Source organism: Pseudonocardia parietis, from assembly GCF_017876315.1.
GTDB lineage: Bacteria > Actinomycetota > Actinomycetes > Mycobacteriales > Pseudonocardiaceae > Pseudonocardia > Pseudonocardia parietis.
This window is the reverse complement of sequence record NZ_JAGINU010000001.1, coordinates 164,757-177,817: the sequence shown is the minus strand read 5'-3', so window position 1 is coordinate 177,817 and position 13,061 is coordinate 164,757. Positions and strand designations below refer to the sequence as shown.

Annotated in this window: 13 protein-coding genes, 1 tRNA gene and 1 riboswitch; of the genes, 12 read left to right on the top strand and 2 right to left on the bottom strand. The window is 71.7% G+C overall.

What is annotated here, in order from left to right; all coding sequences use genetic code 11:
• Positions 1–180 precede the first annotated feature (180 nt).
• Positions 181–1,404: a M20 metallopeptidase family protein gene (locus tag JOF36_RS00905; RefSeq protein WP_210024532.1), complete on the bottom strand. Its 1,224-nt coding sequence runs from the start codon at positions 1,402–1,404 to the stop codon at positions 181–183.
• Between the two features lie 111 nt (positions 1,405–1,515).
• Between JOF36_RS00905 and JOF36_RS00900 the strand changes: the two genes are divergently transcribed.
• The 9 genes from JOF36_RS00900 (at position 1,516) to JOF36_RS00860 (ending at position 9,917) form a co-directional block, all read left to right on the top strand.
• Complete coding sequence (locus JOF36_RS00900; RefSeq protein ID WP_210024531.1) at positions 1,516–2,031, top strand: tRNA adenosine deaminase-associated protein; 516 nt, start codon at positions 1,516–1,518, stop codon at positions 2,029–2,031.
• The gene (locus JOF36_RS00895) at positions 2,032–2,493 is read left to right on the top strand and encodes a nucleoside deaminase (RefSeq protein ID WP_210024530.1); all 462 of its coding nucleotides are present in this window, start codon (positions 2,032–2,034) and stop codon (positions 2,491–2,493) included.
• Positions 2,494–2,537: 44 nt separating this feature from the next.
• Positions 2,538–2,625, top strand: a tRNA-Ser gene (locus tag JOF36_RS00890).
• Positions 2,626–2,800: 175 nt separating this feature from the next.
• Positions 2,801–3,172 carry a hypothetical protein gene (locus tag JOF36_RS00885; protein WP_210024529.1) on the top strand — a complete coding sequence of 124 codons (372 nt, stop codon included), beginning with the start codon at positions 2,801–2,803 and terminating at the stop codon, positions 3,170–3,172.
• Between the two features lie 323 nt (positions 3,173–3,495).
• Positions 3,496–5,820, top strand: a complete 2,325-nt coding sequence (locus JOF36_RS00880; protein WP_210024528.1) for a molybdopterin cofactor-binding domain-containing protein — start codon at positions 3,496–3,498, stop codon at positions 5,818–5,820.
• Positions 5,821–5,830: 10 nt separating this feature from the next.
• Positions 5,831–6,301 (top strand): (2Fe-2S)-binding protein, encoded by a 471-nt coding sequence (locus tag JOF36_RS00875; protein WP_210024527.1) that lies wholly within the window; start codon positions 5,831–5,833, stop codon positions 6,299–6,301.
• Between the two features lie 394 nt (positions 6,302–6,695).
• A complete protein-coding gene (locus JOF36_RS00870) occupies positions 6,696–9,044 on the top strand; it encodes a molybdopterin cofactor-binding domain-containing protein (RefSeq protein ID WP_210024526.1) in 2,349 nt (782 codons plus the stop codon).
• A 10-nt stretch (positions 9,045–9,054) separates the two neighbouring features.
• Positions 9,055–9,525 (top strand): (2Fe-2S)-binding protein, encoded by a 471-nt coding sequence (locus JOF36_RS00865; RefSeq protein ID WP_210024525.1) that lies wholly within the window; start codon positions 9,055–9,057, stop codon positions 9,523–9,525.
• Between the two features lie 74 nt (positions 9,526–9,599).
• A complete protein-coding gene (locus JOF36_RS00860; RefSeq protein ID WP_210024524.1) occupies positions 9,600–9,917 on the top strand; it encodes a hypothetical protein in 318 nt (105 codons plus the stop codon).
• A gap of 91 nt (positions 9,918–10,008) precedes the next feature.
• Here JOF36_RS00860 and JOF36_RS00855 read toward each other — a convergent pair whose 3' ends face one another.
• Positions 10,009–10,323, bottom strand: a complete 315-nt coding sequence (locus JOF36_RS00855; RefSeq protein ID WP_210024523.1) for a DMT family transporter — start codon at positions 10,321–10,323, stop codon at positions 10,009–10,011.
• Between the two features lie 19 nt (positions 10,324–10,342).
• Positions 10,343–10,408, bottom strand: a riboswitch (guanidine-III (ykkC-III) riboswitch).
• Positions 10,409–10,558: 150 nt separating this feature from the next.
• On the opposite strand from JOF36_RS00855, the gene JOF36_RS00850 reads away from it, so the two are divergent.
• From JOF36_RS00850 to JOF36_RS00840, 3 genes are read left to right on the top strand one after another with little or no spacing between them, the layout of a single operon-like run.
• Positions 10,559–11,449: a metal ABC transporter substrate-binding protein gene (locus tag JOF36_RS00850; RefSeq protein WP_307862156.1), complete on the top strand. Its 891-nt coding sequence runs from the start codon at positions 10,559–10,561 to the stop codon at positions 11,447–11,449.
• The gene (locus JOF36_RS00845; RefSeq protein WP_210024521.1) at positions 11,446–12,168 is read left to right on the top strand and encodes a metal ABC transporter ATP-binding protein; all 723 of its coding nucleotides are present in this window, start codon (positions 11,446–11,448) and stop codon (positions 12,166–12,168) included. Before JOF36_RS00850 ends, JOF36_RS00845 begins: the two co-directional genes overlap by 4 nt.
• Entirely contained in the window at positions 12,168–13,028 is an 861-nt protein-coding gene (locus JOF36_RS00840; RefSeq protein WP_307862731.1) for a metal ABC transporter permease, read from the top strand. Before JOF36_RS00845 ends, JOF36_RS00840 begins: the two co-directional genes overlap by 1 nt.
• The last annotated feature ends 33 nt before the right edge of the window (positions 13,029–13,061 follow it).

Here is a 13,061-nt window from a genome sequence, read left to right as displayed (position 1 = left end):
TCGACGTGCTCGGTGGGGGAGAGGTCACCGGACTCGAGAGCCCGCAGGAGATCAGGGAGCGCCGGCACCGGCTCAGCCTGCCGTCGCCACCCGGGCCGGACAAGTCAGGAGAGCCCGGACAAGTCAGGAGAGCCCGGACAAGTCAGGAGAGCCCGGACAAGTGAGGAGAGCGCGGACGAGTCAGGAGAGTGCGGCGAGTGCCAGCCCGGCGTAGAGCGCGACCCCGGCCGGGAAGGCCGCCTCGTCGAACACCACCCGGTTCGAGTGGTTCGGCGCCGCGTCCGCAGGTGCGACGCCCGGCGGCCGCGCCCCGAGGAACGCCAGCGAGCCGGGCACCCGGGCCAGCACGTAGGAGAAGTCCTCGGCGCCCATCAGCGGATCCGCCATCGCCACGCACGCGCGGCGGCCGAGCACCTTCCCCGCGACCTCGACCAGCCCCGAGGTGGCCGGCCCGTCGTTCACCGTCACCGGATAGCCCGGCACGAACTCCACCTCGGCGGCGCAGCCGTAGGCGACGGCCTGGTTCCGGCAGTACTCGGTGATCTCCCGGTGCAGCAGTGCCCGGACCGGCTCGGACAGGGTGCGCAGCGTCCCGGTCAGCTCCGCGGTCTCCGGGATGACGTTGTCGGTGGTGCCTGCCCGGAAGCGGGCGATGGTCAGCACCGCGGCCTGGTGCGGGCCGATCCGCCGGGTGAGCACGGTCTGCAGGCCGCCGACCATCGCGGCGGCAGCCGGGATCGGGTCGCAGGCGTCCTGCGGGGCCGACGCGTGCCCGCCCCGGCCGGTCACCCGCACCCGCAGCACGTCGGCCGCGGCCATGATCGGGCCGGCCCGGTGGTGCACCTCCCCGCTCGGGACGGTCGAGGAGATGTGCAGGGCGTAGGCCAGCTCCGGATCGAGGTCCAGGACGCCCTCCTCGATCATGTGCCGGGCGCCGTGGAAGCCCTCCTCGCCGGGCTGGAACATCAGCACGACCCGGCCGGCGATCCGCTCGCGGTGCCAGGACAGCAGGCGCGCGGCGGAGGCGAGCATCGCGGTGTGCGTGTCGTGACCGCACGCGTGCATCGCGCCGTCGATCTCCGACGCGAACGGCAGCCCGGTGTCCTCCGGCAGCGGCAGCGCGTCCATGTCGCCGCGCAGCAGCACCGTCGGCCCGTCCCGCTCGCCCTCCAGCACGGCGACGACCGAGCTGCACGACGCGCCCGTCCGGACCGAGAACGGCAGGTCCGCCAGGGCCCGCAGGACGGCGTCGCGGGTCCGCGGCAGCGCGAGCCCGAGCTCCGGTGCCCGGTGCAGCTCCCGGCGCAGCGCGACGGTGCGCGGCTGGAGTCCGCGGGCCGCCTCCAGCAGGTCACCGGGCAGCCCGGCGACCGACGCGGGGGTGATCGGCACGGGGCTCGGCATCAACCGATCGTCGCCCACGAGCGCCCGTCGAGCGACCGGCCGCACCGATGTGACCACGCATACCTGGTCGTGGCGTGGCTCACAACGCTCTCGGGACGTACCGTATCCGTCGTGCCCACCCAGAGCGTCGAGGCCGCCCCGGACACCCGGGACGCCGCCCTTCCCGGATTTGCGGTCGCCGCGATCCGCGAGGAGGGGCGGTGGCGCTGTGTCCGGCTCGACCCGGTAGCCCTCGTCGATCTCGACGCGGCGATCACCGCGTTGCGCGCTCAGCGGTCGACCGGGGCCGTGCTCGGCCTGCTCGACGTCGACGACGAGTTCTTCGTCCTGCTGCGCCCGTCGCCCGGTGGGGTGCGGATGCTGATCTCCGACGCGGTGGCCGCGCTGGACTACGACGTCGCGGCCGACGTCCTCGACCTCCTGCGGGTCGAGCTCCCGCCGGACGACGACGCGCTCGACGACCCCTGGCCGGAGGGCGACCTCGGGATCGTGAGCGACTTCGGCCTGCCGGCCGACGAGCTGGAGATCCTGGTCGAGGACCTCGAGCTGTACCCGGACGAGCAGCTCGACACGATCGCCCGGCGCTGCGGCTTCGCCGCCGAGCTGGACGAGCTGGTCAACTCCTGAGTGTTCCGCCCGGCCGACGAGCTCGCGCTGGGGCGGGCGCTGGAGGTGGCGCGCGCGGCGCTCGTCACCGGTGACGTCCCGATCGGCGCGGTCGTGCTCGCCGCCGACGGCACCGAGCTGGCCGCCGCCTGCAACGCCCGCGAGGCGCTCGGTGACCCCACCGCGCACGCCGAGGTGCTGGCGCTGCGCGCCGCAGCCCAGGTCGTGGGCGAGTGGCGGCTGACCGGCGCCACCCTCGCCGTGACCGTCGAACCCTGCACGATGTGTGCCGGCGCGATCGGGCTCGCCCGGGTCGAACGGGTCGTCTTCGGGGCCTGGGAGCCGAAGACGGGTGCGGCAGGATCGCTGTGGGACGTGCTGCGCGACCGCCGGCTGGCGCACCGCCCGGAGGTCGTCGGCGGCGTCCGCGCCGGTGAGGCGGCCGCGCTCCTGGAGTCCTTCTTCGCCGACCACCGGGCGTGACCCCCTGGCCGTTTCCGCGGCGGGCGTCTAGTAGCCTTCTCGGCGGTAGCGTGTCCGAGCGGCCGAAGGAGCGCGCCTCGAAAGCGCGTGAGGTGCAAGCCTCCGTGGGTTCAAATCCCACCGCTACCGCCACCCGGGAAGCCGGGCCCCGATCGGGGCCCGGCTTCCGGCCTTTCCGGGGTCGTGGACGTCGAGCCGTGTTCTCCGACCACGGTCCGACGCCGTGGATCAGCCCCTGCTCCGATGTGCGCGCCCCGGCCCGGCGCGATCCTGGTGTCACCGCACGGAGACATCGAAGGAGCAGGAGATGACCACCATGACCACCGACCCGCAGCGCCCGGCCCCGCGTACCGGCGATCCGGACGCCTATCCCGTCCTGACCGTTCTGATGCTGATGCTCGGCGGGTTCGTGCTGCCGGTCGTCGGCTGGCTGGCCGGCGTCGTGATGCTGTGGACCGGACGGTCGTGGACCGTCGGTGAGAAGTGGCTGGGAACCCTGGTGTGGCCGGTGGTCGTCGCCGTGCCGGGCGGTCTGCTGGTCGCCGGTGTCCTCCTGGGTGGCGCGGGGAACGGTGCGCCGGCCTGGGTGATCGTCGCCGCGGGTGTGCTGGGTGTGCTGGCCGTCGTCGTGCTGCTGCCGTGGGCGTTCGTCCGCCTGCTGCGGGCCGGTCGCCGGTGAGGTGTGGGTGCGGGAGTGCCCTACCCACCGAGGTGGGTGCCCATCCTCACCCGAAGGGGTCATCGCCAAGGCGGCGATGCAACGTGTTAATGCGGATTAACGTGAGCTGGTTCATCCGCATCTGCGGATGAGGCGAGCCTCTCCTCGCCAGCAGTGACCTGCTGATGCATCGCCGACCACGGGCTGCGTTGCGGATTCGTCCGCCCGATCGGGGTCGAACCGGCGCCCGCATCTCTGCGAAGCAGGGCTCGTTCCCCTCCCGACGGACTCCGGTGGGCGGCTCCCCCGCATCACAGCCCCCGGAGGTGATGGAGAGGACGACGATGTCTGCCCCGACACCTGCACGTGAGGAACGCCGCGACGTCAGCCGTCGCCGCTTCCTCGGTTACCTGGTCGCCGCGCCGACGCTGGTCGTCGCCGCCGAGTTCGGCCGCCAGCAACTGTTCGCCCCGCCCGGGGCCTCGGCCGCGGCGATCCCCTCCCCGCCGCAGGTCGCCGATGTCTACGACCTGTGCGACGCGATCCGCGACTCCGCCCGGCCGACCGCGAACCTGGTCAAGGTCGAGGTCAACCGGGACGGGACGGTCTCCTTCGCGCTGCCGCGCTCGGACAACGGCCAGGGCATCATCACCTCGACCGCGATGATCATCGCCGAGGAGATGGACCTGGACCCGGACCAGGTGATCGTCACGCTGGCCGACTCCCGGCCCGAGCTGGTGTTCAACCAGCTCACCGGTGGGTCCAGCACGACCTTCTCGACCTTCACCCCGGTCCGGGTGGCCGCCGCCATCGCCAAGGGCGCGCTGCTCGACGCGGCGGGCCACATCCTCGGGCAGGACGTCGACACCCTCACCAGCCGCTCCGGCCTGATCACCGGCGCCGGCGGCAGCGCGATCCCGTTCTCCGAGCTCACCGAGGCCGCGGCCAGCGACGTGACCAAGGAGGTCCAGGTCGCGCTCAAGCCGCGTGAGGAGTTCCGGATCCTCGGGACCGACCGCGGCAAGTCGGACGCCCGCGCGATCGTGACCGGGAAGAAGAAGTTCCTGGCCGACATGAAGGTCCCGGACGCGCTGCCGACCGTCATCTGCCGTGGCCCGAACCTGAACTCCGCCCCGCAGGGCGTCGAGAACGCCGACGAGGTGCGGAACATGCCGGGCATCACCGACGTGGTGATGGTGAACAGCGGCGTGGCGGTCCGGGCCAGGACCACCGGGCAGGCCATCGACGGCGTCAACGCGCTGCGAGTGCAGTGGGACGGTGGCACCGTCGAGGGCGAGAACGACGAGTCCGTGCTCGAGCAGGTCCGCGCCGCCGAGCTGCCGCTGGCCGTCCCGTCGGTGCCCGGCGAGACCGTCGAGGGCGACTTCACGTTCTACTTCCGCAGCAACTCCGCGCTCGAGACCAACCTGGCGATCGCCGACGTCCGTGACGGCTCGGCCGAGATCTGGTCGGCGCTCAAGATCCCGATCACCGTCCAGCACGACATCGCCGAGCAGCTCGGCATGCCGGTCAACGCGGTGACCCTGCACGTCGCGGAGGGTGGCGGCTCCTTCGGGCGCCGGCTGTTCGGCGACGCGGCCAAGGAGGCCGCCGAGGTCTCGCAGAAGCTCGGCAAGCCGGTCAGCCTGATCTGGACCCGGTCCGACGACTCCCGGCAGGGCCGGGTGCACCCGCTCGCGACCTCCCGGGTGCGCGCCGTCGTGAGCGGTGACTCGGTGGTCAGCTACGAGCAGCGGCACACCAGCGTCACGACCGACTTCGGGCACGGCTTCGGTGACGCCGTCACCGCGGCCGCGGGCAAGGCGCCGCTCGGCGCGGTCGGTCTGTCCGAGGCGATCTGGGAGCTCACCCAGAACACCCCGTACGACTTCGGCGCCCAGACCCGGACGCTCAGCGAGGTCGACCTGCGCTTCAACACCAGCTCGATGCGCAACGTGTACTCGCCCGACGTGTGCACCGCCCGCGACCTGATCGTCGACCGGATCGCCGAGAAGATGGGCAAGGACTCCTACGAGTTCCGCCGGGAGTTCCTGCGCAACGACGACATGCGCGCGGTGCTGGACAAGGTCGTCGAGGAGGGGAACTGGGGCCGCTCCATGCCCGAGGGCACCGCCCAGGGCCTGGGGTTCCACGTCGAGTACAAGAGCTTCGCCGCCTGCCTGGTCGAGATCGACTGCCGGCCGGAGACGGTGAACCGCAAGGTCCGCTCGGCCCGCACCGGCCCGCGGGTCACCAAGGTCGTGTTCGCCAGCGACAGCGGGCTGATCCTCAACCCGCTCGGCTACAAGGCCCAGGTCATGGGCGGGATCAACGACGGCCTCGCGATGACGCTGACGTCGGGCCTGCACCTGGACGACGGGCACTTCGTCGAAGCGAGCTGGGACAACTACTTCTACACCCGGCAGTGGAACACCCCGCTCGAGATGGAGATCTTCATCGTCGACAACGGGCGGCCGGAGCCCGGCGGGGTCGGTGAGCTCGCCGTCGCACCGACCTGCGGCGCGGTCGCCAACGCCTACGCCCGCGCGACCGGGAAGGTCCCTGAGTACTTCCCGATCATGCACAAGGAACCGCTCCCGTTCGAGCCGTACCCGACCGTTCCCCCCGTTCCGCCGTCGCCGACCGACGGCCTCGAGCTGGCCCGCTAAGGAGTCCGAGATGTCTCAGCACACGTTTGTGCTCAACGGTGAGCGCGTGACCGTCGAGGTCGAGGACGACGTCCGCCTGCTCTGGGTCCTGCGTGACGTCCTCGGGGTGACGGGCCCGAAGTACGGCTGCGGGATCAACGTCTGCAAGGCGTGCACCAGTCACGTCAACGGCAAGGCGTTCAACCCGTGCTCGGTCCCGGTGGGCGCGTTGTCGGAGTCCGACGAGGTCACGACGATCGAGGGCCTGGCCGACGGCGAGGAGCTGCACCCGATGCAGCAGGCGTGGATCGACAAGGACGTCGCGCAGTGCGGCTACTGCCAGCCGGGCCAGATCATGGCTGCGGTGGCGCTGGTGAAGCGGTGTGAGGAGGAGGGTCGCGACATCGACGACGAGGCCCTCGACGAGATCCGCAACATCTGCCGGTGCGGTACCTACAACCGCATCCGTGAGGCGATCAAGGAAGGCGCCGGCGCCATGTGAGACGGGGCCGCACCGTGCCCGCCGCCAGGGCTCCCGGCGGCGGTCACGGTGCCCCTTCGCGCGACACCCTGTCACCGGTTCGATTCCGATCGGCGCGGTTCACCCAGAGGGGTGGTTCGTGATCGGCCCGGTCCGGTCAAGGTGCGGAGCAGCTCCAGGCATGTCGTCCGCATCTGCGGATCAGGCTCCCCTCACCGGCGAATCGTTGACCTGCGAATCATCGAGTCGGACATCATCGGCCCAGCGGAGATCGGTCCACATGCCCCTGGTTCGTCGACGCGTATCCGTTGAAGGACGTGGCTCGTTGCCTGCCCCGAGAGCCCCCGGCCGTCACCGCACCCCGCATCCCGTGCGCCGGTGGGCTGTGCACCACAGCACATCGGAGAGGACAACGATGCCCGCTCATCGCGCGCCCGCCCCCGAGCGCCCGGAGGAGGCCGGCCGGAGCCACGTCAGCCGGCGCCGGTTCCTCGGGTACCTGGTCGCCGCGCCCACCCTGGTCGTCGCGGCCGAGATGGGCCGCCAAGCCGTGTTCGACAGCGCCCCGCAGGCGAGCGCGGCCGCGATCCCGTCGCCGCCGCTGCCCGCGGAGGTCTACGACCTGCTCGACGCGATCCGCGACGCCGCCCGCCCGACCGCGAACCTGATCCGGATCGAGGTCAACCGGGACAGCACCGTCTCGTTCGCACTGCCGCGCTCGGACAACGGCCAGGGCATCATCACCTCGTCCCAGATGATCATCGCCGAGGAGATGGGCCTCGACCCGGACCAGGTGATCGTCACCCTGGCCGACGCGCGCCCGGAGCTGGTGTTCAACCAGCTCACCGGCGGCTCGACGACGACGTTCTCCACCTTCACCCCGATCCGGGTGGCCGCCGCGCTGGCGGCAGGCCGGCTGCTCGACGCGGCCGCGGCCCAGCTGGGCCAGGAGAAGAGCGTGCTGACCAGCCGCACCGGCCTGATCCTGGGCCAGAACGGCGAGGAGCTGCCCCTCGGTGAGCTGACCGAGGCCGCCGCGAGCCCGGTGAACGAGGCCATCGACGTGGTGCTCAAGCCGCGCGAGGAGTTCACCGTCATCGGGAAGCCGCGGACGAAGTCCGACGCCCGGGCGATGGTCACCGGCAAGAAGAAGTTCCTCACCGACCTGCAGGTCCCGGACGCGCTGCCGACGGTGATCTGCCGCGGGCCGAACCTGAACTCGGCGCCACAGGGCGTGAACAACATCGACGAGGTCCGGAGCATGCCGGGCGTCACCGACGTCGAGCAGGTCAGCGTCGGCGTCGCGGTCCGGGCGCGGACCTTCGGCCAGGCCGTCGACGCCGTCAACGCGCTCGACGTGAACTGGGACGGCGGCACCGTCGAGGGCGAGAACGACGAGTCGATCCTGGCCGGCGTGCGCGCCGGCGAGCTCCCGCTCGCGGTGCCGCAGGCGACCGGCGAGACCGTCGAGGGCGACTTCGTCTTCTACTTCCGCAGCAACTCCGCGCTGGAGACGAACTGCGCCATCGCCGACGTCCGTGACGGCTCGGCGGAGATCTGGGGCCCGTCGAAGTCCCCGATCGCCGCGCAGGCCGAGATCGCGAACCTGCTCGGCATGGCGCAGAACGCGGTGACCGTGCACGTCACCGAGGGCGGCGGGTCGTTCGGCCGCCGGCTGTTCTACGACGCCCTGGAGGAGGCCGCCGAGGTCTCCCAGAAGATGGGCAAGCCGGTCAAGCTGATGTGGACCCGTTCCGACGACTCCCGTCAGGGCCGGGTGCACCCGCTGGCCACCACCCGGGTCCGCGCGCAGATCACCGGGGACTCCGTGTCCAGCTTCGAGCTCCGGCACACCAGCGTCGCGACCGAGGTCAACCCGGGCTTCTCCGAGGCGATCACCGCGGCCGCGAACAAGCTGCCGGGCGGCAACCTCACGGTCTCCCAGGCCATCTACCTCACGACACAGACCAACCCGTACAACGTCGGTGTCGCGACCTCGCTGCTCAACGAGGTCGACATGCGGTTCAACACCTGCTCGATGCGCAACATCTACTCGCCGGACACGGCGACCGCGCGCGAGCTGATGATCGACCAGGTCGCCGCCAAGCTCGGCAAGGACCCGTACGAGTTCCGGTCCGGGTTCGTCAAGCTCGACCGCTTCAAGAAGGTCGTCGACCGGGCCGCCGAGGAGGCGGACTGGGGCAAGTCGATGCCTGAAGGCACCGCGCAGGGCATCGCGATCCACCAGGAGTACAAGGGCATCGCCTGCGCCGTCGTCGAGCTGGACTGCCGGCCGGAGACGGTGAACCGCGAGATCCGCTCGGCCCGCACCGGCCCGCGGGTCACCAAGGTGACCTACGTCGTCGACGTCGGGCTGATCATCAACCCGCGCGGTCTCGAGGCGCAGATGATGGGCGGGATCAACGACGGCATCGCGATGACGCTGACGTCCGGCCTGCACCTCGAGGACGGCGCCTTCATCGAGGCGAGCTGGGACAACTACTTCTACACCCGGCAGTGGAACACCCCGCCGGAGATGAACATCGTGCTCATCGACGACTCGGAGGCCCCCGAGCCGGGCGGCGCCGGCGAGTTCGGCGTGGCCGCGACCTGCGGCGCGATCGCCTGCGCCTACGCCCGCGCGACCGGGAAGGTCCCCGAGTACTTCCCGATCATGCACAAGGAACCGCTCCCGTTCGAGCCGTACCCGACGATCCCGCCCGTTCCGCCGTCGCCCACCGACGGCCTCGAGTTGGCCCGCTAAGGAGCCCGAGATGTCCCAGCACACTTTTATGCTCAACGGCGAGCGCGTCACGGTCGAGGTCGAGGACGACGTCCGGCTGTTGTGGGTCCTGCGCGATGTCCTCGGGGTGACGGGCCCGAAGTACGGCTGCGGGATCAACGTCTGCAAGGCGTGCACGAGCCACGTCAACGGCAAGGCGTTCAACCCGTGCTCGGTCCCGGTCGGGGCGCTGTCGGAGTCCGACGAGGTCACGACCATCGAGGGCCTGGCCGACGGTGACACCCTGCACCCGATGCAGGAGGCCTGGATCGACAAGGACGTCGCGCAGTGCGGCTACTGCCAGCCGGGCCAGATCATGGCGGCCGTGGCGCTGGTGCGACGCGCTGAGGAGGAGGGCTTCGACATCGACGACGAGGCCCTCGACGAGATCCGCAACATCTGCCGGTGCGGCACCTACAACCGCATCCGTGAGGCGATCAAGGCCGGCGCCGACAACATGTGACGCCCGCCGACCGAGGACGTACGGCGGCACCTCCGCCGTGCGGGGAATGCTCCCCAGACCGAAGGACGGATTCGATGAAGAACCGGATGCGACGCTCGCTGATCGCCGTCGGCGCCCTGGGCGCCGTGGCGTTCCCGCTGGCCGGCTTCGCCGCGGCCGACGAGGGCGACGGCCACGGCTACCCGAGTACGCAGAGCCCGACCCAGGCCGTGGACGCCGTCGGCGCCCTGACCGGCACCGCCGGATACGGCTTCGTCGACGCGGCGGACACCTACCTGCCGAGCAACCGGCCGGACGGCGTCAACGGGACCGAGACCGAGTTCCCGGCGCTGACCCCCGGCTACGTCGAGGGCCCGGCCGGCGGACTGGTCAAGAACGGCCCCTTCGAGTAGGGGCTCCCCGGCGTGGGCCGGCACCTGTGAGGGGTGCCGGCCCACCGTCGGTCAGTACACGAGCTCGGTGCACGATCTTCAGGGCACGAGCTCAGTGCACGATCTTCAGCCCGACGACGCCGGCGACGATCGCCAGCAGGCACAGCAGCCGCGCGGTCGTCGCCGGCTCGCCGAGCGCCACCATCCCGTAGGCGGCGGTGCCGACCGCGCCGATGCCGACCCAGATCGCGTACGCGGTGCCGACCGGCAGCTCACGCAGCGCCAGGGACAGCCCGCCCATGCTCAGCAGCAGCGCGACCCCGAACACGATCGACGGGGTGAGCCGGCTGAAGCCCCGGCTCTGCGACAGGGCCGCCGCCCACACCGTCTCCAGTAGACCCGAGACGACCAGATAGATCCAGGCCACGAGGACACCCCTTCCGGCGAGTGCGTCGTCTTGTCGATCCGGGTACGGCGCGTCTCGTCCGGGGTGCCGCCTGGGGGCGGTCCACATCCATGATGCCCGTTCCGCGCTGCCGGGCAAGCGTTGGTGACCGGCCTGACCACGTCGGAACCGGTGAGGCTTGCGTTCCGGCGCACCGGTCCGGCATCGTTTAGCCATGCCTATCTGCCGGGTTTCGGTGTGGCGAACTTTCGCGGCCGTGGTGGTCGCGGGTCTGCTGGTCGCCGGCTGTTCCGGCCCGGCAGCCGACCCGCGCGACGACGACCCCCGCCCGCTGGTGCTGACGACGTTCACCGTGCTGGCCGACATGACCCGCCATGTCGCGGGCGACCGGGTGCGGGTCGAGTCGATCACCCGGCCGGGCGCCGAGATCCACGACTACGAGCCGTCGCCGGATGACCTCGTCCGCGGCGCGGGCGCCGACCTGCTGATCGAGAACGGGCTCGGCCTCGAGCGCTGGTTCGAGCGGTTCGTCGACCGGGCCGAGGTGATGTCGGTGGTGGCGAGCGACGGGGTCGAGCCGCTGCCGATCGCGGCGGGGGAGTACCGCGACCGGCCGAACCCGCACGCCTGGATGTCCCCGGTCGCGGGCGTGCGGTACGTGGAGAACATCCGCGACGCGCTGACCCGGCTGGATCCGGCCGGTGCGGCCACCTACGCGGCGAACGCGGACCGCTACGCCGGTGAGCTCCGGTCCGTCGCCACCGAGCTGACCGCGGCCCTGGCGGCGATCCCACCGGCGCAGCGGGTCCTGGTCACCTGCGAGGGCGCCTTCTCCTACCTCGCCCGCGACACGGGGCTGCGGGAGGCGTACCTCTGGCCGGTCAACAGCGAGGGGGAGGGCACCCCCCGTCAGATCGCCGACGTCGTCGGGTTCGTGCGGTCCGGCGGCGTGCCCGCGGTCTTCTGCGAGTCCACCGTGAACGACTCCGCCCAGCGCCAGGTGGCCGAGGAGACCGGCGCCCGGCTGGCCGGGTCGCTGCACGTCGACTCGCTGACCGGCGAGGACGGCCCGGCGGCGTCGTACCTGGCGATGCTCCGTCACGACGCCGCGACGATCGCCGGGGGACTCACGGGAGCCCGGCCGTGACCGCACTGGAGGTGGACGGCCTCACCGTCCGGCACGGCGATGTGCTCGCACTCGACGACGTCTCGCTGCGGCTCGAGGAGGGCACGGTCTGCGGGCTGATGGGACCCAACGGCTCCGGCAAGTCGACGCTGTTCGGCGCGGTGATGGGCCTGGTCCGGCCCGAACGCGGCACGGTCGGCGTGCTGGGGACGACGTCGGCCGCCGCCCGCCGCCGCGCCGCGGTCGCCTACATGCCGCAGGCCGAGGCGATCGACCCGGACTTCCCGATCGTCGCCCACCAGGTCGTGCTCACCGGGCGCTACGCAGGCATGGGGTTCACCCGCCGCCCGCGCCCGGCCGACCGCGCCGCCGTCGACGTCGCGCTGGACCGGGTCGGGCTCACCGGCCTGGCCGACCGGCAGATCGGGCGGCTCTCCGGCGGCCAGCGCAAGCGCGTGTTCCTCGCCAGGGCGATCGCGCAGGACGCGCCGCTGCTGCTGCTCGACGAACCGTTCGCCGGGGTCGACCACGGCACCCAGGAGGAGATGACCCGCGTCCTGCGGGAGCTGAGCGAGGCCGGCTGCACGGTGCTGGTGTCGACGCACGACATCGCCGGGGTGTCGCGGTTGTGCGACCGGGTGGCGCTGCTGGCCGGTCGGCTCCTCGCCGACGGGACGCCGGACGAGGTGCTCACCCCCGAGGTCCTCGGCCGGGTGTTCGGGCTGCGGAGCGCCTCGTGATCGCCTGGCTGGTCGAGCCCCTGCAGTTCGGCTTCATGCAGCGCGCGCTGCTAGTCGCGGTGGTCGCCGGCACGGTCGGCGCGTTGCTGTCCTGCTGGCTGACCCTGGTCGGCTGGTCGCTGATGGGTGACGCGGTGTCGCACGCCGTGCTGCCCGGGGTGGTGCTGTCCTACATCATCGGGATCCCGTTCGGGATCGGTGCGTTCGTGTTCGGGGCCGGGGCGGTGGCGCTCATCGGGGTGGTCCGGCGGACGTCCCGGGTGAAGGAGGACGCCGCCATCGGGGTGGTCTTCACCGGCCTGTTCGCGCTCGGGCTGGTGCTGATCTCGACGACACCGTCGGACACCGACCTCTCGCACATCCTGTTCGGGAACCTGCTCGGGTTGTCCGGTGCGGACGTCGTGCAGATCCTGGTGCTGGGCGCGCTGACGGTGCTCGTGGTGGCGCTCAAGCACCGCGACTTCACGCTGGTCGCGTTCGACCGGACGCACGCGCACGCCGTCGGGATCGACCCGCGCCGGACCGAGGCGCTGCTGCTCGGCCTGCTCGCGCTGGCGGTCGTCGTTGCGCTGCAGGCGGTCGGGATCGTGCTGGTCGTCGCGGTCCTGATCATCCCGGGGGCGACGGCGTACCTGCTGACCGACCGGATGGAGCGGATGCTGCTGATCGCGGTCCTGGTCGCCGTGGTCTCGGCGGTGGCGGGGACATATCTGAGCTTCTACCTCGACATCTCCACCGGTGGGTCGGTCGTCGTCTGCCTGGCAGGGGCGTTCACGCTCGCCTACCTGCTCGGGCGGCACGGCCGGCTGGGCCGGTGGCGGGCGCGCACGGGGGTTGGTGCCGGCCGGGGTTCGCGCTAGCGTTGCCGGTCGGCCGGCCCGATGACGGGAGTG